16 protein-coding genes and 5 tRNA genes are annotated in these 22,618 nt (G+C 52.0%); 4 read left to right on the forward strand and 17 right to left on the reverse strand.

Annotated features, from left to right (window positions below):
• Positions 1-66 precede the first annotated feature (66 nt).
• The 14 genes from rpoB to MFFC18_RS25325 all read right to left on the reverse strand — a co-directional run bounded on the left by rpoB (position 67) and on the right by MFFC18_RS25325 (position 11,535).
• Positions 67-3,807: a DNA-directed RNA polymerase subunit beta gene (rpoB, locus tag MFFC18_RS18510; RefSeq protein ID WP_075082434.1), complete on the reverse strand. Its 3,741-nt coding sequence runs from the start codon at positions 3,805-3,807 to the stop codon at positions 67-69.
• Between the two features lie 656 nt (positions 3,808-4,463).
• Positions 4,464-4,877 (reverse strand): 50S ribosomal protein L7/L12, encoded by a 414-nt coding sequence (gene rplL / locus MFFC18_RS18515; RefSeq protein WP_075082433.1) that lies wholly within the window; start codon positions 4,875-4,877, stop codon positions 4,464-4,466.
• A gap of 152 nt (positions 4,878-5,029) precedes the next feature.
• A complete protein-coding gene (gene rplJ / locus MFFC18_RS18520; protein ID WP_075082432.1) occupies positions 5,030-5,554 on the reverse strand; it encodes a 50S ribosomal protein L10 in 525 nt (174 codons plus the stop codon).
• A 42-nt stretch (positions 5,555-5,596) separates the two neighbouring features.
• A complete protein-coding gene (gene rplA / locus MFFC18_RS18525) occupies positions 5,597-6,274 on the reverse strand; it encodes a 50S ribosomal protein L1 (protein WP_075082518.1) in 678 nt (225 codons plus the stop codon).
• A 79-nt stretch (positions 6,275-6,353) separates the two neighbouring features.
• A complete protein-coding gene (rplK, locus tag MFFC18_RS18530) occupies positions 6,354-6,779 on the reverse strand; it encodes a 50S ribosomal protein L11 (RefSeq protein ID WP_075082431.1) in 426 nt (141 codons plus the stop codon).
• 207 nt (positions 6,780-6,986) lie between these two features.
• Positions 6,987-7,817, reverse strand: coding sequence for a transcription termination/antitermination protein NusG (gene nusG / locus MFFC18_RS18535; protein ID WP_084416800.1), 831 nt, complete (start codon positions 7,815-7,817; stop codon positions 6,987-6,989).
• 55 nt (positions 7,818-7,872) lie between these two features.
• Positions 7,873-8,421 (reverse strand): preprotein translocase subunit SecE, encoded by a 549-nt coding sequence (gene secE / locus MFFC18_RS18540; RefSeq protein WP_075082430.1) that lies wholly within the window; start codon positions 8,419-8,421, stop codon positions 7,873-7,875.
• 170 nt (positions 8,422-8,591) lie between these two features.
• Positions 8,592-8,664 (reverse strand) — tRNA-Trp (locus tag MFFC18_RS18545).
• Positions 8,665-8,830: 166 nt separating this feature from the next.
• Positions 8,831-10,027, reverse strand: coding sequence for an elongation factor Tu (gene tuf / locus MFFC18_RS18550; protein ID WP_075082429.1), 1,197 nt, complete (start codon positions 10,025-10,027; stop codon positions 8,831-8,833).
• 75 nt (positions 10,028-10,102) lie between these two features.
• Positions 10,103-10,174: transfer RNA gene (locus tag MFFC18_RS18555), tRNA-Thr, on the reverse strand.
• A 42-nt stretch (positions 10,175-10,216) separates the two neighbouring features.
• A tRNA-Gly gene (locus MFFC18_RS18560) sits at positions 10,217-10,287 on the reverse strand.
• Between the two features lie 271 nt (positions 10,288-10,558).
• Positions 10,559-10,640: transfer RNA gene (locus MFFC18_RS18565), tRNA-Tyr, on the reverse strand.
• A gap of 157 nt (positions 10,641-10,797) precedes the next feature.
• Positions 10,798-10,870 (reverse strand) — tRNA-Thr (locus MFFC18_RS18570).
• 467 nt (positions 10,871-11,337) lie between these two features.
• The gene (locus tag MFFC18_RS25325; RefSeq protein WP_162273894.1) at positions 11,338-11,535 is read right to left on the reverse strand and encodes a hypothetical protein; all 198 of its coding nucleotides are present in this window, start codon (positions 11,533-11,535) and stop codon (positions 11,338-11,340) included.
• On the opposite strand from MFFC18_RS25325, the gene MFFC18_RS18575 reads away from it, so the two are divergent.
• The 4 genes from MFFC18_RS18575 (at position 11,503) to MFFC18_RS18590 (ending at position 18,714) form a co-directional block, all read left to right on the forward strand.
• On the forward strand, positions 11,503-12,045 hold the full coding sequence (locus MFFC18_RS18575; RefSeq protein WP_244949114.1) for a sigma-70 family RNA polymerase sigma factor: 543 nt from the start codon (positions 11,503-11,505) through the stop codon (positions 12,043-12,045). The two genes, MFFC18_RS25325 and MFFC18_RS18575, sit on opposite strands and share 33 nt — an antisense overlap.
• 1 nt (position 12,046) lies before the next feature.
• Positions 12,047-16,645: a bifunctional serine/threonine-protein kinase/formylglycine-generating enzyme family protein gene (locus tag MFFC18_RS18580; RefSeq protein ID WP_210421375.1), complete on the forward strand. Its 4,599-nt coding sequence runs from the start codon at positions 12,047-12,049 to the stop codon at positions 16,643-16,645.
• A 266-nt stretch (positions 16,646-16,911) separates the two neighbouring features.
• Positions 16,912-17,574, forward strand: coding sequence for an ureidoglycolate lyase (locus tag MFFC18_RS18585; protein WP_075082516.1), 663 nt, complete (start codon positions 16,912-16,914; stop codon positions 17,572-17,574).
• A 42-nt stretch (positions 17,575-17,616) separates the two neighbouring features.
• The gene (locus MFFC18_RS18590) at positions 17,617-18,714 is read left to right on the forward strand and encodes an alkaline phosphatase family protein (RefSeq protein WP_075082424.1); all 1,098 of its coding nucleotides are present in this window, start codon (positions 17,617-17,619) and stop codon (positions 18,712-18,714) included.
• Positions 18,715-18,909: 195 nt separating this feature from the next.
• Here the strand turns inward: MFFC18_RS18590 and MFFC18_RS18595 are convergent, their stop codons facing one another.
• The 3 genes from MFFC18_RS18595 to MFFC18_RS18600 all read right to left on the reverse strand — a co-directional run bounded on the left by MFFC18_RS18595 (position 18,910) and on the right by MFFC18_RS18600 (position 22,565).
• On the reverse strand, positions 18,910-19,527 hold the full coding sequence (locus MFFC18_RS18595; protein WP_075082423.1) for a PEP-CTERM sorting domain-containing protein: 618 nt from the start codon (positions 19,525-19,527) through the stop codon (positions 18,910-18,912).
• 22 nt (positions 19,528-19,549) lie between these two features.
• Positions 19,550-21,325: a hypothetical protein gene (locus MFFC18_RS25075; RefSeq protein WP_157665033.1), complete on the reverse strand. Its 1,776-nt coding sequence runs from the start codon at positions 21,323-21,325 to the stop codon at positions 19,550-19,552.
• A gap of 136 nt (positions 21,326-21,461) precedes the next feature.
• Positions 21,462-22,565, reverse strand: a complete 1,104-nt coding sequence (locus tag MFFC18_RS18600; protein ID WP_075082421.1) for a DUF1559 domain-containing protein — start codon at positions 22,563-22,565, stop codon at positions 21,462-21,464.
• Positions 22,566-22,618: the final 53 nt, after the last annotated feature.

The following is a 22,618-nucleotide window of genomic DNA, read 5'->3' on the forward strand; positions in this document are numbered from 1 at the left end:
ATGCCCACGGACATGCAAGACACGCGAACACGGTCTTGCTGCCCTATGCCACCGAGGTGACGGTGGTTAACCGCCTCGTCGTTTTTCGAGCTGCATATTCAACGCCAGCCCGCGAATCTCGTTGGTCAAAACGTCGAAACTGGCTGGTGTGCCGGCTTCGAGCGTGTTCTCGCCCTTGACCATCGATTCGTAGATTTTGGTTCGGCCTTCGACATCGTCCGATTTCACCGTCAGCAATTCCTGAAGGATGTAAGCGGCTCCGTATGCTTCGAGAGCCCAAACTTCCATCTCGCCGAAACGCTGACCGCCGAAGCGAGCTTTACCGCCAAGTGGCTGTTGCGTAATGAGCGAGTATGGACCTGTGCTACGAGCGTGAACCTTGTCATCGACCAAGTGATGCAGCTTCAACATGTAGATGTAGCCAACCGTGGTTTCCTGACCGCAAGGCTGTCCCGTGCGTCCGTCGATCAACGTGTGCTTTCCATGAGCCGGCAAGCCAGCTTCAGCCAACGCCTCATTGATGTCTTTCTCGGATGCACCATCGAAGACAGGAGTCAACGCCTGAAATCCAAGCTTCGAACCAGCCCACCCGAGGTGAGTTTCAAGGATCTGCCCCACGTTCATACGCGAAGGTACACCCAGCGGGTTAAGCATGATCTGAACCGGAGTTCCATCTTCAAGGAACGGCATGTCTTCGACAGGAAGGATCTTGGAGATCACACCCTTGTTACCGTGTCGACCAGCCATTTTGTCGCCAACGGAAATCGTTCGCTTGGTCGCAATGTAAACCTTGACCATCTGCAGCACGCCGCTGCGGAGCTCGTCGCCACGCTTCATGCTGTTGACCTTGCGATCGCGAATATCAATGGCTTTCTCGATGTCCGGCCAGTGCTCCGAATAAATCGCCTTCAACTGCTTGACCTTGTCTTCGCTGCTGATGTCACCAACGTAAGTCTGCATGCGGAAAGCGTTTGCTTTCTCAGCGATAAACTTTGGATCCTGGTTACGAACCAGAGGAGTGTCGTCCTGATCGGTCAATGTTTTGCCGAGGACCTTTTCCATTTCCTCAACCATGTTGCCGAACACGCGAGCCACGGCTTCGTTGCCGTCAGCTTCCGCGGCCTTAAGATCCTGCTCGAAGACTTTTCGCTCTTCTTCAGACAGGCTCATACGGCGAGAGAATCGCTGCGTGTCGATAATGATTCCTTCAATGCCCGAAGACACCTCAAGCGAATCGTTCTTCACGTCTTCACCCGCACGACCAAAGATCGCGTGGAGAAGTTTCTCTTCCGGAGTCAGCTCAGTTTTCGATTTCGGCGAAACCTTACCGACAAGAATGTCGCCAGGCTTCACGTAAGTACCGACGCGAACGATTCCAGATTCGTCAAGATTGCGAAGTGCTTTCTCGCTGACGTTTGGAATATCGCGAGTGAACTCTTCACGACCCAGCTTGGTTTCGCGAACTTCGACGTCGAACTCTTCGATGTGAATCGAAGTGTAAGTATCGTTCTGAACGAGCTCTTCGCTAATGATGATCGCATCTTCAAAGTTGCAACCGTCAAACGACATGAAACCAACAAGCACGTTGCGACCGAGAGCCAATTCGCCCTCAAACGTCGCCGCACCGTCAGCGATCACTTCGCCTTTTTCAACCTTCTGGCCTGGCATAACCAATGGCTTCTGGTTGTTACACGTTCGTTCGTTGAGGCCAACGTATTTTTTCAACGGATAAACATCGTTGCCGATTTCAATTCGCGTTGCGTCCACGAACGAAACCTTGCCGGCACGACGCGCCTTAATCACCATCGAACTGTTGACCGCAACATGACGCTCCATACCAGTACCAACAATCGGAGGCTCAGCCACCAACAGCGGAACGGCCTGGCGTTGCATGTTCGACCCCATCAGGGCGCGGTTCGCATCGTCATGCTCAAGGAACGGAATCAAGCTGGCCGAAACTCCAACCATCTGGGCGGGAGCTACGTCCATGTACTGAACTTCCGTCGGATCAGTCAACTCGAAGTCAGCATGAAAACGAGCAAGGATGTTTCCGCCAAGAGACTTGTTCGGAATAATTCCTCCAGCGCCATCAATCGGCGTATCGCAAGGCACGACGCGAGATTCGGATTCTTCGTCTGCACGCAACCAACGAATCTCGTCAGTCACTTTACCTTTAGTAACAACCGTATATGGCGTCACCAAGAACCCGTAATCATCCACAGTCGCACAAATGGCCAGACTGGAAATCAAACCAATATTCGTGCCTTCTGGCGTTTCAATCGGACAAATTCTACCGTAGTGAGAAATGTGAACGTCACGAACTTCGAAGCCCGCACGCTTACGGTTCAAACCACCAGGACCAAGAGCCGATAGACGACGCTCGTGAGCCAACTGTGACAGTGGATTCGTCTGGTCAACGACCTGCGAAAGCTCACCACGACCGAAGAAGTAATCGATTGAAGCCGAAACACTCTTCGGATTCACAAGACTCCGCGGCGTCATGTCATCAACTTCCTTTTGGCTCATCCGCTCCTGAACGGTACGGCGAAGCTTCAGGAAGCCCTTTCGCATTTCGTCACAAGCGAGCTCATCGATCGTTCGCAGACGGCGATTACCCAAGTGGTCAATATCGTCGACCATCGCGTCACCACCAGGAGTCGAAAGCTCAAGGATGTACTTGATTGAAGCCAGGATATCGTCTGGACGAAGCGTCATCTCTTTTTCGCTAACGCCGAGATTGAGCTTACGGTTGATGCGGAAGCGACCGACCTTACCAAGACGGTATCGGTTCGAATCGAAGAACTTCTCGTTGAACAACGTTCGAGCTTTTTCAAGGGCCGCAGGGTTACCCGGACGGAGACGCTGGTAGATACGCAACAACGCTTCTTCGTGAGAAGAAGTCGCATCATCGATCAAAGAGTTGAAGATCAGAGGCGATTTTGGAGCGTCCATGATCTCTGCAGTTTTGACACCGGCAGTACAAATCAGCTCAGCGTTCTCTTTAGTGATCTTGCGACCGCACTCGACGATAATCTCACCAGCCTTATTCGAACCGGCGGGGTAGACGATATCATCAACCGCAACCTTGTTCTCCAGCTTGGCCGCACTGCGACCGTCGACGACTTTGACTTTCATCGTTTCGTAGAACGCACGGATGATGTCTGAATCTTCGCTGTACTTTGGATCCATCGCGCGAAGCAATGTCAACGCAGAGAACTTCCCGCTCTGGTCGATACGGACGGTCATCAAGTCTTTCTTGGTGACGTTTACTTCGATCCAACTTCCACGCTCAGGAATGACGCGGCAGCTGGCAAGCTTACGATCCGAAGTCGTATCCGAAGCCATCACGAAGTCGATACCAGGCGAACGGTGAAGCTGACTCACAACGACGCGTTCTGCACCGTTGATGATAAACTCACCGCCACCCATCATGATCGGAATATCGCCGAGGAAAACTTCCTCCTCAACCGGCTGCTCTTTTTCAAGACGCAACCAGACGCGAAAGGGCTGGCCGTAAGTCAGACGCAACTGTCGACATTCTTCCGGCGTATAGCGCGGCTTCCCAAGCTCGTATCGCACATAGCTGAGCGAGAGTTTTTTGTCATAGCTTTGAATCGGAAAAATCTCACGCAGCACACTTTCGATGCCCTGATCTTTCCTCTTTTCCGGATCGACGTCCTCCTGAAGCAAAGCCCTGAAGCTTTCTGTCTGGATCTTGGTCAGATCTGGCGGCAATTGGTAATCGCGTCCGCTACCAAACTTCCGAACACTTTTTGGGCGTAACCTTCGCTCTACTGGGGTTGCCATAAGCGCAAAATCTCCGAATCAAATTGTCAGGGCGTAAGTGCAGACGCATGTCCACACCGGTACTGAAGAAACAAACCACCTGCGCAAGACGTTGCTACAGGTCTGGAATTCACATTGTCCAGGCGTGCGAATTGAACGCATGCGGTTCCTGAATGAGTTCTGCACGAACGAACGATGAGGGCGAACCATCGATATTGTTCGGCGAATAAAATATTATATGGTCTTGAAGACTCTCAAACACTACACCGGTAACGCAGTTAAAAACTGACACGGCGAAACGAAAGAAATCGGGCACCAACCGACGAAAGCTTCCCTGCGACCACATTGCTCAAACCAACAGGTCAACAGTTTCAGACGAATCACGGATTTTCACAACCCCGGAAACATCACAGCTTGGCCAATTCTACAAAAACTCGGCTTTTTTGCCAAAAAAATGACACCAAACCCTCGAATGCTGTCATCGCCACAAAAAATCTGCCAAAAACAGGCGCGACCGGCAACACCGAAACAAAAAGGACGGACAGGACCAAACTCGCTCCTATCCGTCATTTTCTGTACGCATCAATAGCCTTCGGTACAACATTGCCCGAAAACCAACGCACCGCGTCAAACGGAAACGTCAAATTCCAAACAAGCTGCAAGGGGAAGCTGCCGAACTACTTGAGTTCGATGCTACCACCAGCGCCTTCGACTTTTTCCTTAATGTCATCGCAATCTTCTTTCGAAGCGCCTTCCTTAAGGGTCGCAGGGCAAGACTCAACCATCTTCTTGGCTTCCATCAAAGAAGCACCAGTGATTGTCTTGACGACCTTAACGACATCAAGCTTCTTGTCGCCAAAGCCAGTGAGAATGACGTCCCACTCAGTCTGAGCTTCAGCAGCTTCTTCACCGCCGCCGCCACCGCCGCCACCAGCAACCATTACGGCGCCGCCAGCTGCAGCCTCGATTTGATGCTCGTTCTTGAGGTACTCACTCAGCTCCTTGGCTTGCTTCAGAGTCAATTCAGCGATCTTATCGCCAAGCTCTTTGGATTCAGCCGAATATTCAATTGTTGCTGTCTCTTCTGACATTCCTCTACCTTTCAAAAATTTGCCGGCTTGCACGAGGTAATTGCTCGCCAGCTTTCGAAGACTAATTTTGGCTTACAGGGCCATTGATGAAGTTTGTTGCCGATTGGGCGACACCAAAAGGGTCACTGGTGGGACGGCACCCATGTATTTTTTTACTCTTCCTTGTCGGCGATCGACTTAACCTGACCAGCAAGCTGGGAACCAGGACCAACGATCTGCGACACAAGCTGAGACCCAGGGCCAAGAATCTGACCAACCAGAGTGGCAAGCTGCTCTTCACGGGAAGGCCACTTGCTAATCTCAGCAACCTTCTCGGGAGTCAACTTCTCGCCATCCATGACGCCACCAAGCGCCTTGAAGTGCTCAAGCTCAGCATCCTGCTTGTCCAACGCAGTCACTTCCTTGACCAGCGAGACAAAATCAGACGCCCCCCAAACAACGGCCGCATTGCCAGTCAAACCCTCAAAAGCCGGCCCTAGCGAGGTCCCCTCGGTAGCGCGACGAGCCAGTGAATTCTTAACGACCATCAAGCTGATGCCTTTTTCGCGCAATCGAGCACGAAGAGCAGTTGTCGTGTTGGAATCAATTCCAATCACATTAGCGACCACGCAATCCTCAACACCCTCAAGGCGATTGGAGAGATCTTTGGTCAACATGTCTTTTACAAATTTACTCATGGAATCGCTTCCAAAAACTTTTCAACGTTTGTTTTGTTACAGCTACGCGACGACGCGAACACCAGGACTCATCGCAGCAGTCAGACACACTGACTTGACATAAGTGCCCTTGGTCGAGACGGGCTTGAGCGACTCGATGTACTGCAGGAACGCAGCAACATTTTCCTCAAGCTTCGCCTCATCGAAACTCAACTTACCGACAACCGCGTGCACATTACCGCCATTGTCGTTGCGGAATTCAACCTTACCCGCCTTGTATTCCTTGACAGCCGTCGCAACATCCGGAGTAACCGTGCCCGCACGCGGCGAAGGCATCAAGTTACGCGGACCAAGCACGCGACCGAGTCGGCCAACGACACCCATCATGTCAGGCGACGCGATGCAAACATCGAAATCAAGCCAGCCGTCAGAAACCTTTGACGCAAGATCTTCCTGCCCGACGAAATCCGCACCAGCCTCTTCCGCAGCCTTGGCCGCAGCATCTTTCGCAAACACAAGAATTCGCTGGGTCTTACCGATGCCGTTTGGCAGCACAAGAGAACCACGAACGATCTGATCCGCCTGCTTCGGATCGATGCCGAGATTCAAATGAATCTCAACAGTCTGATCAAACTTGGTCGTGTCAAAAGACTTGACCAACTTGACCGCCTCCGAGAGGGCGACAGGATCCTCGCTGACCTTTTCCGCCAACGCCTTGTATCGTTTCGATTGTTTTGCCATTTCACAAACCTCCGGCGAACCGGATCGCATTTAGTTGATTCAAATAAGTCGCTCAGCCGAGCCGCGCAAACTGCCTTACCTAGCCTTCGACTTCGATGCCCATACTACGAGCCGTGCCTTCGATCATCCGAACGGCGTTATCCATTTCGGTCGCATTAAGGTCTTTCATCTTCTTGTTCACAATGTCTTCCAATTGAGCCCGAGTCACCTTGGCGACTTTGTCACGATTGGGAACACCTGAGCCTTTGGCGATCCCGCAAGCCAACTTCAACAACGCTGCAGCAGGAGGGCTCTTGGTTTCAAACTCAAACGAGCGATCGTTGTAAACGGTAACAACAACTGGAATCGGCGTTCCATTAAACTCTTTTGTTCGGTCATTGAACTGCTGAACGAACTGCCCAAGATTGATACCAAACTTACCGAGCGACGTACCAACGGGCGGTGCCGGGGTCGCCTGACCTCCAGGAACCTGAAATTTCGCCTGTCCTGTAACCTGTTTTGCCATGATTTAATTCCGCTTTTCGCAAACCGACGCTTCTCCGGCCATTTGAGTGAGGCCAATAAGATACTCAGGTTTCGAATTTTGAAAATGTTGAACTTTGGATAATTATTGATTTATGCCCGAATTCCGCGCAATTCCGGCAACCGTGCCCCACCAGACCCCGCAAGCCTGAAATCTGGCAGCAAAAGAGTGGCCGAAAGCGAGCCAGCGTTACTTCACCATCTCGACGTGCCAGTGATCCATATCGACCGGATTCGGACGGCCGAAGATGTTGATCATGACTTCGATTCGGCCATTTCGCTCATCCACTGAAGCCACATCGCCTTCGTAGTTCTGGAAATAACCTTCTTTCACACGAACCCTGTCGCCAACCTTGAACGGGATCGTGGTTTTGATCTGCTCTTCACCCTCTTCACCCTTGGGAGGACGAGCCGCGGCGATAATTCGATCGATCTCTTCTTGCGAAAGCGGCGACGGACGACCTGCGGCTCCGGCAAAGTCACCAATGCCAGATGTGTCACGAACCAAAAACCAGGATTCATCCGTAATCGCCATATTCACAACGATGTAGCCCGGATAAAGCTTTCGCTTGGTAATTTTTGGCTTACCAGCCTTCGTAAACTCACGGACATCTTCGGTTGGCACAAGAATGTCACCAAAGAACTCCTGCATATTAGCCATTCGAACCGCTCGACGGAGCGATTCGCAAATACCCTTCTCGCGGTTCACCTGAACCTTGAGGATATACCAATTCATCTCCAGATCAGAAGCCTTCACTTCCTTGACCGGCTCGACGAACTCCTCGATCGGAGAAGCATCTTCGTCATCGTCAGCCCATTCGTCGTCTTCACCATCCTCATCAGTGATGATCTCGTCAGCAGAAAACTCCAGATCCTCAGGAGAAAGCTCTGGCTCTGGAGCCGCATCCGATGCCGCGCCAACCACATCGCCTGCAACCTGATCTTCGGTCACCGACTCCTCGGCTCCGTCGACAGCGGTAGCCGCTTCAGCATCTTCTGGCAATGATTCTTCGTCTGACATCTCAACGACCAAAAACTAAAACTGTATCCAACTTCAATGGCAACAAAGCCACAACCTAGAACCCGAGGAAGCCACGCAACTTGGACCACCATGAATCCGATTCCGAGTAACGAATCCCGATCATCTCAAACACTGCCGTCCAAAGAATATCGAACAGGAACAACAGCACGGCCATCGCGAAAATAACAAAAATCACAACGACCGAAGCGCGATACAATTGATCTCGCGTCGGCCACGAAACCTTGTTCATTTCGGCTTCGACCGCGATCAGGAAATCGGCAAAGACCGGAAAGTTAACCAGCCGATACGCAGTCCAGATCCCGATTCCGGCAAGCACGAACGAAAACAACATCTTGGCGATATTCGGACCCGCAACTTCACCCTCAGCAACGGCGGCGTTGAGAAAGTTGAACCAACCCGACGCATACAGCTCCCAAATCGCGAGGCAAACCAGCAACGCAACGGAGAAAAATGTCGCCTGGCGCACAATGCGACCCTGAGCCGGCTTATACAGGCCAAACCGGAACAACTCCGGAATAAACGAGCCAGGACCACCCGACCCGCCGCTTGCCGCAGCCTTATTTTGATTTGCAGTTGCACTCATTAAAAGAACCTTTTACTTCCCGCTCCACCACCTAAAGTGACGTCGCGTGGCCGCACATTCCCTTGAACGGACGATGCCAGCAACTCCGCGAGACACGCCCGCGTTCTGCCAACGCAAAGCAATCGACTGCCCGACACAACAACGCGCCAACACAGCAAATCACAACAAAGCAGGGGCGGAGGGACTTGAACCCGCAACCGCTGGTTTTGGAAACCAGTGCTCTACCAATTGAGCTACACCCCTCCAAACCAGCAACCTGCCTGCCCAACCCACCCGCAGACAACATTCATCATCCACCGGAAAAGCAAGGCCACAAACTGCTGGAAAGCGGCGAGCATTACAAACACCCGCCGCTTCCAAATCTTTTCCCAGCATGGAAAGCCGCATCAACCGCGACCACCAGCCAAAACTATTCGACAATCTTGGTAACAACGCCAGAACCAACAGTTCGACCACCTTCGCGAATCGCGAAGCGGTTACCGTCGTCCATCGCGATCGGCTTGTGCAACTCAATAGTCAGCTTGACATTATCGCCAGGCATGCACATTTCAGCATCGATCAGGTTTGCAGTTCCAGTCACGTCAGTTGTACGGAAGTAAAACTGAGGACGGTAACCACTAAAGAATGGAGTGTGACGACCACCCTCATCCTTGCTCAGGCAGTAAATTTCCGCCTCAAACTTCGAGTGCGGAGTAATCGAAGACGGCTTGGCGATCACTTGACCACGACGAATGTCTTCACGCTTCACACCACGAAGAAGCAAACCAACATTGTCACCAGCACGACCTGAATCCAGAATCTTGCGGAACATCTCAACACCAGTACAGGTTGTTTTCAATGGCTCAGCTTCAAGACCGATAACCTCAACTTCGTCACCAGTATTGATAACGCCACGCTCAACACGACCAGTCGCAACAGTACCGCGACCTTCGATTGAGAAAACATCCTCAACCGCCATCAAAAACGGCTTGTCTTCTTCGCGAGCCGGCTCAGGAATATACGAGTCAATCGCTTCCATCAAGTCAGTGATACACTGACTCTTTTCCGGATCCGCTGGATTGTTCAATGCAGGAAGAGCAGAACCACGAACGATCGGAACATTGTCGCCATCGAAATCATACTTACTCAAAAGCTCACGAACTTCCATCTCAACAAGCTCAAGCAACTCTTCGTCATCAACGAGGTCACACTTGTTCAGGAAAACAACGAGAGCAGGAACATCAACCTGACGAGCAAGAAGAACGTGCTCTTTTGTCTGAGGCATTGGGCCGTCAGCAGCAGAAACAACAAGGATCGCACCGTCCATCTGGGCGGCACCGGTGATCATGTTCTTGATAAAGTCAGCGTGACCCGGGCAGTCAATGTGCGCGTAGTGACGGTTCGGAGTTTCGTACTCAACGTGAGCAACAGAAATCGTAACGGTCTTGGTGGCGTCACGAACGGTACCACCCTTCGCGATGTCAGAATATTCTTTTGCTTCAGCCAGACCTTTTGCAGCCTGAACAGCAAGAATCGATGCGGTCGTGGTCGTCTTTCCATGGTCAATATGCCCAATGGTACCAACGTTCACGTGAGGTTTAGTCCTCTCAAAAGTTTCCTTGGCCATACGTCTATTTACCTGTTATCTCTAATTAACCAACCAAGCTGAAAAAAAATCGACCCGAAAGCCGACCACACTAAAAGCTACTGATGGGACTTGAACCCATGACCTCTTCCTTACCAAGGAAGTGCTCTACCACTGAGCTACAGCAGCAAGTTCATACCAGTTCACGTCCGTTCAGAAGCAAAAACAATGAGCGGGTAGAGGGAATCGAACCCTCACCACCAGCTTGGAAGGCTGGAGCTCTGCCATTGAGCTACACCCGCTTGTCCGAAACAGCAACTGTCTGCCACTCCGAATGACCGGACAATGTAACAAATTCGCGCCGCTGACCAATGGACAAACGCACATTTTTGACCCAAATCCAAAATTCGAAGCCAAAAACCAGCGCAGCGAGCCCATCGCCACATCGACATCCGCCCATTTCCAACCATTCAACTGAAAACAGGCAATTTCGCAACCAGGCCTCAAGGCGCATCTTCAACGCAAAACACTGCTTTGCAAAAAAGATAGCCAGCAAGGCCCAAGAGCAGAAAGTGGGGGGAGCAGGATTCGAACCTGCGAAGGCAGAGCCAACAGATTTACAGTCTGTCCCGTTTGACCGCTTCGGTACCCCCCCGTTTCTGTCCGACTTACATCGTTGCAATCCACACCGGACAGCAACAATAAAATCATTCAACATCTCAGGGTCAAGGTGCGGTACCGACGGAAGACCACGTGAACAAACTCTCGTCTGTTCACCGTTGGCGCCCAATGCGACGCACCTCTAATTCAAGAGCCAGCGGAGGGGTTCGAACCCACGACCTACGGTTTACAAAACCGTTGCTCTGCCAACTGAGCTACGCTGGCTGACTTTGAAGTTTCGGTAATATATTAAAATCGCGATTGGCCGCAATACGTAAACCGAGCTTAAACTGCCAATCTCGCGACACGAATTACAGGAGGCCGGTCAGCCCAATTTGGTTCGCGATTACGCTTTATTGATTGTGTGGCAATTCCGTTCAATTTTTGCGTCAATCCATCGTTTTTTCGTCTTTCGACTACTTCAAATTGAGGATTTCTCACGATTTGGTCCATTTGCCTGAATTTGACCCGACAACCGCAGATCAAACTGCTGCAGAAAGATAAAAGCGAGGGCCGGATTAGAAAACGTGCGGATTGGCTTCAGGTCGGTGCGGTGAACGCAGCTGTCTATTCTATTACCAAGATCAATGAGCTCGTAAATTCGCGAAATTTATATGCAGCACAACCATTGGTTCGACGATCGGCTGAAAGCCCAGCCGGACAACGTTCGCCACCGACCGCTATATTTAAGGTTAAAGAATACAGATTTCCGATTTACCGCCGGACTCGTAGTCCGATCCGACCATGTAGACCACCACGAACGGTAGTCCTCCACCACCGTTGCAAGCAAAATGCTCTCTCAGGAATCCAATTTCGACCTGGAATCGTTGCGGAACGGCAGCCCCGAACATCGCGTTGTGATTATTAATCAGTTTCGGAACTATCTGCATGGCCTGGCGCAAACGGAAAGTCGTGGAATATCGGAAAGCCAGTTTAGCGCTTCGGAAATCGTTCAGTGCACGATCATTCACGCGGATCAAAGCCTTAGCCAATGCAAAGCCGAAAATGCCGAGCAATTCAAAACGTGGCTAAGACAAATTATGGTTCATGAAATCCTCAATCGACGACGTCGTCGAAGCAGAGCAGCCGGAAGGAAAAACAGCGAGGTTTCTGACAAACAGGGCATATCTTCGTCCATCGTTGAACCCAATACGTCTCCCAGCCAAAAAATCATTCGCGAGGAAGAGCGATCTCTGCTGATGGGAGCAATCCAACAATTGTCTGAGGACCACCAATCGGTCGTGCTCGCTCGTCATCGCGACAAGCTGTCATTCGGCGAAATAGGCAGCCAAACGAAACGCTCGCCGGTCGACATCCAGATGATCTGGAACGAGGCGATCAAACAGCTGACTTCGATCCTGAAATCGACTCGGGATGCAAATCGAGAACGAGAGGCATGAATTGAATCTCAAGTTCAGTGACTTTGATTTTGATTGCCTTCGTTCGTGGGCATCCGAATTCCTGCAGCTCGAACTGGACGAAAAGAAATCAAGGCAAGGCTCGAACCACAAGCGCGATTCGGAGTTGGGTCTGAACGAATCGAAATTGAACTCGTTGCACGAATGCTTTGAGTGCCTCGCGTTGCTGGATCGAGTATTTCCCAACGAAAGCAAGGCTCAGGAAAGCGAGCAAGCGATTTTATTGATCGGCGAAGTCGTTAACGATCGATACGAGATCTCAGAGCTGATCGGACGCGGCGGATTCGGTTTTGTATTCAAAACTCGCGATCTGAAACTTGAGCGAAGCGTTGCGTTAAAAGTTTTCAATTTCACAGCCCGCTCGTTGGCAAGTCGTGACCAAAAGTCATTGGCGATGTCCGAAGCCAGAACGGTTGCCAAACTGAAGCATCCAAACATCGTTCGCGTCTTCGATGTTGGATCGACAGACAAGATTCCAATTTTCATGGTTTCCGAACTGATTGACGGGCAAGACCTGAAGTCTCGTGTCTCACGTGAGCCACTCGACATTCGGACGGCGGTCTCAATCATCGCTGCGATTGCGAATGCTCTTGATTATGCCCATTCGCAGTCTCTCGTTCATCGCGACGTGAAACCAGCCAATATCCTGATCGACAAGGATGGCGTTCCGCATTTGGCGGATTTTGGATTGGCGGTGGAGACGTCAAAGTGGGTTCGCAAAGCGGGCACTCCGTACTACATGTCGCCTGAACAGCTGAATCAAAACAGGCATCGGATCGATCCGCGAAGCGACATCTACAGCCTGGGAGTGACGCTTTACGAGTTGCTCGCCGGAGCAAAACCATTTCCATCTGACTCGCAATCAGATCTGGCAGATCGAGTTTGCAGAGGCGACTTTTTGCCATTGAGTTTGTTGGTCGAAGACTTTCCGCTGGAACTGGAGCGTATCCAGACGAAGGCCATGTCGCTGCGACAATCAGATCGATATTCGACGGCCGCAGAGATGGCGATCGACTTGCTTGACTTTCTTGAAGGGATGGACTCCCAATCAAAACCAAACCGCGAACCAGATCGTTCGAATCTGGTGAAAATCGTGCCGCAGGGATTGCGCCCGTTTTCGAGCGACGACGCCGACTTCTTTCTGCAGTTGCTACCGGGTGTGCGCGACAAAGCCGGGATGCCTCGTAGCATCCGGTTCTGGAAATCGAAAATCGAAGACGCCGCGTTCGAGGTTGGCGTTCTGTTTGGTCCGTCAGGAAGCGGTAAGTCGTCGTTCGCCAAAGCTGGAATGCTTCCTTCACTGGACCGGTCCGTCCACCCGGTCTATGTCGAAGCGACAGCCAACGACACTGCAGTCCGCGCCCTGAATCAATTGCGAAATCAGGTCGCGTTACCCAAAGAAATTGACTCACTCGCCAAAGCAATCCAATATCTGTGCAACGATCCCGAGATTCAAAACAGCAGCGGACGCTTCCTGATCATTCTGGATCAGTTCGAGCAGTGGCTGCACGAACGCAACCGGTATCAGGATTCAGATCTTTTCGCAGCGTTGGAAAAATGCGACGGGAAGACCGTTATGGCGATGCTGATGATCCGCGATGACTACTGGATGGACTTGAATCGCCTGATGTCGCAGTTGGACATCCCGATTGCGGAAGGCAAAAACTCGGCCGCGGTCGATCTGTTCAATCTCGATCACGCACGCTACGTGTTAAGGCTATTCGGCCAAGCCAACGGCGATTTGCCAGAAACCGATTCACTCAACGTGGATCACCTGCAGTTTATTGATCGGGCGATCGAGGAATTGCAAACCGACAACCGGGTGATTTGCGTTCGACTGGCTTTGTTCTCACAGATGATGAGAGGCAGAAAATGGTCGCCGGAAACGCTTCAATCGATGGCTGGGAGTTCCGGAGTTGGCGTTCAATTTTTCGAAGAAACTTTTGGTGAACGATCAACGCGTTCGACGTATCGCAGCGTTGCTGAATCTGCGAAAAGCGTTTTGTCGGTGCTGTTGCCCAATGCGGGCAGCCAGATCAAAGGCACTTCAAAATCGGCGGCAGAACTCCGGTTGCTGACAGGGCTGAAAGAGTCTTCCGTCGATGAGCTTTTGCTCACGCTGGACCAGCAACTGAGACTGATCACTCCTGTGCAGGTGGATCAACTAAACCATTCGGACGATTCGGAAACGGGCTCCGTAATTCAATATCAATTGGCCCACGACTTCCTTGTTCCTGTTTTACGCGAGTGGCTGTTTCGCAAGAAGAGGGAGTCACCTTCGGGCCGAGCTGAACTGTGCCTCGAAGAACGCGATTCACTTTGGAAGACTGATTCCAGCAGTCGATTTTTGCCCTCGCTATCTGAAACGATCGCGATCAATCGGCTGACGCATCCTAAATCATGGTCGCCAAGCCAGCGCACGATGATGAAATCGGCAAACCGCTACTATTCGATCCGCGGGCTGACGATCACTGGTCTGATGATTGCCGCAATGACAGCTTTTTTCCTGGTCCGATCCAGCTTCAATCAGCGGCAGTTTGCGACCGAAGCGAAGGGCAAGGTCGAGGCGTTGCTAAGTGCGAACCCTTCCGACGTGCCTGGGCTGATCGAAGAACTTGCGGCCTACAACAAACAGTCACAGCCTCTTTTGAGCGATCATTTTCAGTCTCAGACGGACCAACAGAAGAAACTCCATGCCGCACTTGGCCTACAGGACGCTGACCCGCAAGTCGTCGCTTTTCTGCAACAGCGATGCCTGGATGCGACGCCGGAATATGCTGGCTTGATCCGACGACGCGACGAAATTTTTGATCCGAAGTTCGAGGAAAAATTGTGGAGCACGATTCGCCAGGGCAGCGACCTTCAGATTCTCCTCTCAGCAAGTGCTTTGGCTCATTCGTCGCCCGATGATGAAAACTGGAAACGCTATTTCCGACCGGTTACTGCGGCGTTGGTCAAGCAGAATCCGCTCAACGTGATCAAGTGGATGGAGTTGCTGCAGCCAGTTCGAAAAGGGATTGCAAAAACTCTGGCCGATCGCATCCTTTCGGATTCTTCCGAGTTTACGCAACCTGAATATCAGGTCGCGCAATCGGTGCTGCAAGAGCTTGCAATTGACGACCCGGCACTCCTGTTCCGGTTGCTAAAACAGAGCGACATCACGAGCCTCCCTGGCTTTGCCGAGGCCTTTCTGTCACACGGCGAGGCGGCACTGGAAATGGTCGCTGAGGAAATTGCCAACTACGACACGAGTCAGCAATTGACTGGCGACAACAAAACTTCAGAAACGCAACGACGCAGCAACGTGTGCCTGTTGGCGATAAAACTGGGGCGGCTTGAATCCGTCATTCCCTACCTGCGCAACACGATCGACAATAGTGTTCAAACAGAAATCATCCATGGTGTTGGCGAGGTCGCTGTCGAAGCAGAGGTTTTCCTGAATCAGCTGACACTGGAAGACAACTCGGAAGTTCGAGCCTCGCTGTTGATGTGCGTCGGTGAGCTGTTTGATCAACTTACAGCCGCCCAGAAGCAAACCGTTTTGAAACTGGCGATTGACTGGTACGAGCACGATCTCGACCCGGGAGTGCACGGAGCCTGTTATTGGCTGATTGCGAACCAATCGCAGCACCCCGAACTGATTCAGCAACTTCGTACGATTGATTCACAACTTGGAACAGGACAACAGGAGGCTGGCCGGCAATGGTACGTCAGTCGAAGTGGCTTGCACAAGTTCGCGGTGATTGATTCGCCGCCAGAGTTCTGGATGGGAAGCACAACCGAAACGGCACCCAACCGGGACACTGACGAGCTTCGTCGTAAGCGATTGATTCCCAGGTCGTACGCGATTGGCCAATTCGAAGTCAACGTCGAGCAGTTCGGCGAGTTCTGGCGTCAGCGGCCAAACTTGCGAGAGTTTTACAGTTATCCAGAGACGATTTACGGCGAAGAAAACAATGCCAACGTGGCAACTCGGATCAACTGGTTTATGGCGGCCGAGTATTGCAATTGGTTAAGTGAGCAGGAAGGCATCCCGGAGCATCAGTGGTGTTTTCCTAAAGACATTGATCGCATGAAGGGCTTCGTCATACCGGACGACTACCTGGAACGCACGGGCTATCGGCTGCTTTCGGAAACTGAATGGGAGTACGCGTGTCGAAACGGGGCTTTGACGACGCGGTTTTTCGGGCACCGACTTGAACGGCTGGTGCACTATTGCTGGTTTCCGCAAAACTCGGGCTACCACGAACATGCGCCCGGCCAGCTGAAACCAAACAGTCTGGGGTTGTTCGACCTTTATGGCAACGTCCGTGAGTGGACGGCAAACGGACAGCCAACTGAAACGTCACCGGCGACTGTTCCTGCAGCAATGGGCTACGAGGACAAACTTTTCTTTCACTCGGCGAACGATGGAGAGACATTCATTCTTCGCGGCGGCGGTTTCGATGCTTCCAGCCGCTATATTCGCTCGGGATACAGGGATGGCTACACGCCCGACGCCGGCGATGTTGCTCACGGCTTTAGAATCGGCCGCACGATGCCGCCGGCCGATTCAACACAATCACGCAGCCCGAGCGAGTGAATGAGTGAGCTTGAAAAAGCGAGGCAATCTACGTGAAACCTTCCTGCTGGCGGCAGCAACATGCTGCAAAGTTCCCCCAAGGCTACCGCAAGATCATCGGCTGACTTTTTTCGCAGCGATTCCGATGAATTGCGAAATCTTCTACCAGCAGCCAACTGTGATTGTTGAACCAGCCATTTTCTTAATGAACTCGCCCTAGAATCCGGAATGCATCCGACTTGTGTTGCGCGATGCGACGAACCAATCCGAAAAATGAGGCGATCACGATGAACACTGAGCTGACTGACTATCTCAACCCGATGATTCCAGCAGGAATTGAACACAAAAAAATCAAAACGGTAATCGCTGGCAGTGCGTCGCTTGCAGGATACGGCCAGCTCGTTGGAGAAGATTACGATTCTTTCCCAATCGAGATCGTTCGCTGGCCTGCTCAGGGCTGGCGGAAAGTCGACGAAGATTGCGGCGATGAAGGAGGAACGACCGAAGGCACTTTTTACAGTTCCTGGCAAGGCGACGTCCTGATGGGGTCCAATGCGGCCGTCGGTGGCAACTATGTACTGGGCTATAACTGTGCGCCGGAGTCGGCTGACGAAAACACCGACCGCGTGCCTGAGAAAGCTCTGTTGTGGCACGCCAACTATCACCCTGACGGCGGCCAACTGTTCTATCCTTTGGATCACAAACCGTTTGTTGTCCCTCTGGCACTGCCGGGCGACGATGTGCAACCGACGGACTTTGTAAACTTCTGGTTTGACGGAAGCCAAGGGCTCTACATTCACCCAAACATCTGGCACGAAGGCGTCTTCACGACTGAAGGCAGCCAGAGATTCTTTGATCGACAGGGCGCCGTGCATGCGCGAGTTTCGATCAACTTTCCCGAAGAATTCCAGTGTCTACTACAAGCCGATCTTGTAAAACCGACAGTGTAAATATTTGAGTCGACTCTCTCATGACGTTCAGGATTTTTAGCCATGCTGTATCGCAAATCGATCTTGTTGCTGCTCTCGTTTGTTTCGCTATCCGTTTTTGCCGACGCCGCCACGGCTCAACTGAAACCCGTTGAGAACGTCATTCTGATCACACTGGACGGACTGCGTTGGCAAGAACTTTTCGGCGGTGCAGAGAAGGGTCTGATCGACAAGGAGATTGGCAAAGTCGAAGATCCAAAACTGACAATCTCTCGATTCTTCGATGACGATCCGGAGCGACGGCGAGAACTTCTGATGCCGTACTTTTGGAACTCGATCGCCAAAAGAGGTCAGGTTTTTGGCGACCCGTCACACCAATCGCGGGTGACCGTCGAAAACGGAAAGTTCTTCTCCTATCCGGGCTACAGCGAGATCCTGACGGGGTTCGCAGACGAGACGATTGACTCGAATGACAAAGTCAACAACAAGAACGTAACGGTACTGGAATATATTCACCAGATGCCAGAGTTTCGTGGCAGAGTCGCTGCGTTTTGCTCATGGGATGTATTCCCTTTCATCATCAACAGCAAGCGAAGTGGCATTCCGGTCAACGCCGGTTGGCAAACGCTCGAGCATTTCGAAAACGATTCGGAAAAGGAAACTTACCGACTGCTCGCCAAACAGTTACCGCGATATTGGCATGGCGTACGATACGATGCTTTCACGTTTCGAGGGGCGGTCGAGTATTTGAAGGTTCGAAAACCGCGGGTGCTCTATTTGGCATTGGGTGAAACCGACGACTGGGCTCACGCGGGGCGATACGACCTCTATCTGGAGTCCGCCAGGACAAGCGATGATTTGCTTCGACAGCTCGAAGAACTGACTCAGTCGATTCCACAGTATCGAGACAACACGGCGTTCGTTTTGACGACCGACCATGGTCGCGGTGATGGACGAGAGGGCTGGAAGAGCCACGGTTCTGATCTGGCTGGCTCGGATCAAATCTGGATCGCTGTCTGGGGACCAAACGTTCCAGCAAAAGGAATCGTGCAAGACGTTACCGCATCACAAGGTCAGGTCGCCGCAACCGTTGCGAAATTGTTGGGGCTGGATTTTACAGCGTCGAACGAGCGAGTTTCGGAAGCGTTGAAACTGGAATAGAATTCCACCAAACGTTGGAACACAGGTCATTCTTCGGTGTTGGTCAGCTTGACGAATCGACATCCATTTGTCCTCAAACGCTAACCAATGCACGACGACAAGCGCAAAAGAAGAGGACGACAGAAACCTGCCGTCCTCCAATAGTTTGCTTTGCAAGCAGCATTGATCACCATGGACCGTTGCTGATTGTGTTGCCTAGCTACGACGACGTCGCAAGCCAGCGATTCCGCCAACGAGAGCCAGCACTGCAATCGAGCTTGGCTCAGGAACAGCAGACACAACGCTTACGGAACGACTACCAGTCACGAAACCGGTAACTGGACCGGCTGCGTCGATGACTCCGTTTGAACCTTCGCTGAAATCGATGCTGACGGCACCAACCTGATCGGCAGTGATGTCGATCGTACCAAGTCGAATTGGTGCGTCTTCGAACGTGATGCCTGTTCCGAGGAAAGAACCAAGCGTCGCCAGACCTGCATCGTTGACCAGTACTCCCGTATCTGATCCAGCCGTTGGATCGTCAAAGTCGTCGCCAAGATTGTTGACGGGCCAGCGATCAGCGAGCGCGTCGATTTCGAGGTTGCTTGAGTTCACGATCCCCATAACGTTTGAAATCAGGTTGAACGAAACGCCACGGATGTTCTGACCTGTTTCGCCGAGAGTCCAAATCTCAAGAGTCGAGGTCGATCCCAGATCCAAAGTCAATTCGCCGCCAGATTGAGCATCTGCCAGATCGGTGCCGATGAAGAAATCAGCGTGACTGGTTGAGGATGCGAAGATCAAAATCGCGAATGCCAAAAACAATTTTTTCATGATGTAATTCCAATAGTTGGGTTTAGTTGAAAAGTTCTGCAGAGAAGCCGTTGAGGTCACTGAAGTTGATGACACCATCAGCAAAGAAATCGAGCCGAGCGTCGTAAGGAGCAACACCGAACAGGGCGTTTGAGAATCCGTCGAGGTCAAGGAAGTTGACCACGCCGTCGTCATTGGCATCGCCCATCAGGAACGCCTGTGGTTCCGCAGTGAGCTGCACGTTGTCGACAGCTGCCCACCAGTCATTGCCAGCGTTGATGCAACCAAATCGGAGCGTAACCGTATTGCTTTTAGCCGCTGGCAGACTGCTCGCCGCATCACCAAAGGCGAAGAATTGTGTTCCGGCAAAAGTGTTGAGGACGTCCTCACCGTCTTCGTCGGCGAATCCATTGCTGTTGTTGTCGTTGAACAAAAACTCGAACAACATGGCTTCGTAGTCTGGCTCTTCCGGCAAATCGTCGATCAGATCCAGGCGAGAAGAATCGACGTCGAGAATCGTTGACCATGTCTGGCCGTAGTCGAATGAAACTTCAGCCAGAAATTGCTGCGAATCGTAAAGACGCGTGTCCCAATCGAAGTCGATTTCGAGAGTTGTGTTGTCAAAACCGCTCATGTCGTAAGTACGCTGTACGAACGAGTTGAACTGATCTTCACCTTCAGGCTGTCCTTCTTCACCTTCCTCAAGTGGAACCATGTTGTCCTGATGAGCATCGCCGTCTGCGATCAACGCTGTGTTGCGACTACCGACCGGGAAGTCAAAGAATCCACGCTGCTGGTCACCTTGCTGGTCGAACCATGAGTTGACATCCATCGCTGCCCAACCCTGGAAAGCTTCTTCAATGCTCTCACGATACATTCGCTTGGTCGGACGATCGGCTGGTCCATCGTTGATGACGGACCAGTTCGGAATCGTTCGCGTCCAGTCGGTACCATCTGAAGGATCAGAAGCTTCCGTTGGTCCGCTGTTGACTGCATCGAAAGCGAGCATCGAGGCTTCGATTGCCGGATCTTCAAAGTCTTCGAACGCGATGACACCTGCACCATCAGCGATGCCAATGTTGTCAACGCAGAACCACCAGTCATTGCTGGCCTCAATGCATCCAAATCGCAGAACGACGCTCGTTGCTGCAACATCAGCCGTGAAATCGACACCTGCAACGAACGTGCCCTGGTCTCCGTTTGCAGTGCTGAAAGTACCGCTGTCAACCGTCGAATCGATCGACAGAATATTGACAAACGTAGAACCGCCGTCGAACGAAATGTCGACAACTCCGGTCTGTGTGTCTTCGGTGACGAAGTCATAGTCAAAGCTGACTTCCAGCGTTGACATGTCGCGACCGGTGACATCGTAAGTCCGCGAGATGTACGAGTTGTACAGAGGATCGGCGGGACTTCCGAGGCTTGTGTTGCCTCCGTCGTCCGCTTCGTCCGGGTCAGCCACCAACGCGACGTTGCGAGTCGTCGTGTTTCCGAAGAGACAACGGTCCCTTCCAGCCTGAATATCTGCGTGTCCGATCCATGATGGGACATCCATCAACGACCAGCCATCGAACTCAGGTGGCATTTCCGTGTTGTCGTACAGGTTTGCCGAGTTATCGAGAACCCAGCCCGCAGGAAAGGCCTTCGTGTAGTCCGTGCCGTCCAGATAAAACGGATTGCCATAGTCCAGCGTAAACGGGACCATCGTGAGACCTTCAAAATCATCAAATGCAACTTGCGTGCGTTGTGCGTTTGCACAAACCTGCATGCTGCAAAAAAGCGTCGTCGCCAATATGGCTCGTCCAAGAAAAGTTTTCATTTCGATCTTATCCAAAGAAGTTGTGTAAAAACTAAGGTGAAAAATGACGTGTATGTTCAGTAGTTCAGGGCGCCTCCAATCAGTGCTTGCCATGACCAAACTGGTCCGCTCCGATCGCCGGCGCAGGGCAGACCGCCTAGTAGTCACCGATGACTTCGCCGTTGGCTCGTGTTCCAAGTCCGCTGAAGATCGAAGGCTCGATACTGTCTGTGATGAATCCGACCGAACCGTCTGCACGAGCAAACGTTGCTCCACCCGGGTGTCGTGACCCGAAACTCACTTCGTAAGCCGCCCACTCCGGACTGGCATCGCTGTACCTTGCGTCTACCGGTTTTGGGTAGTTGATCGCGACCGCCGTTGATCCGCCTTGTTCAGACCAGTCAGTTCCTTCCCAGTTGTCGAAGTCGTCGCCACCGAGAGCCCAGTGGTCCTTGCGACCCGTGTTAGGGTTCTCCTGAGTCGACGCCGTTGCCACGAGATCAGGATCCGGCTCGGCTTCTCCGAACAGAACCGTGTTCGAGGTGCCGTCAGTGCAGCTCGAAAAGCCACAGTCTCCGGCCATTCCGCCTTGCGAAATCCGGGCTTCTTCGGGGCGACGAGTAACGATCAAGCCATCGAGTTCCGAGTGATGTTTAGTCTCCATTCGGGATCCGCTGCTATCCGTCCAGTACGCTCGATTGGTGCGTCCCCAGCCAAAGGCCGGCTTCCAGTCGTTGGGCTGAATTCCGGTAACCACGCCCAGGTAGTTCGCTGGCTGACGTGCAGCCACAAACCATGGCGGTGAATAGACCGAAGCGTCAAAAACTGCGGCGGTCGCAGATGACGAAGGGCATTTCATGAATTCGAGTTCCAGCTCAGAGGCTGCAATCTGACGAAGATGAGCGAACTGGGAGTCGAGTGTCGCGCCGGTTGCTGCCGATGAGTCTGCCCAGTTGACGGACCCGAAAGAAAGTTTGTTGTAGAGGTTGGTTTGTTCCATGAATGGCAAAATGAAAGCTGACCAGTGTCCGCCTTCCTGAGCTTCGCCGAGCATTGGAAATTCACTGTTGTAGGCCGATGCGAAGTTGTGTGTCGCAAGACCGATCTGTCGAAGCTTGTTGGCACATTGCGTGCGACGGGCAGCTTCCCTGACTTGTTGGACAGCAGGCAACAACATTCCGATGAGAATTCCGATGATCGCGATAACGACCAGCAACTCAACGAGAGTGAAACCTTCCGTTCTCTTTTGGTTCAATTGCATCTATCAATTCCTAAATTTATGATGGAAATATCCGGTGAAAATCAGCACAAAAT

The sequence above is a fragment of the Mariniblastus fucicola genome, assembly GCF_008087665.1.
Taxonomy (GTDB): Bacteria; Planctomycetota; Planctomycetia; order Pirellulales; family Pirellulaceae; genus Mariniblastus; species Mariniblastus fucicola.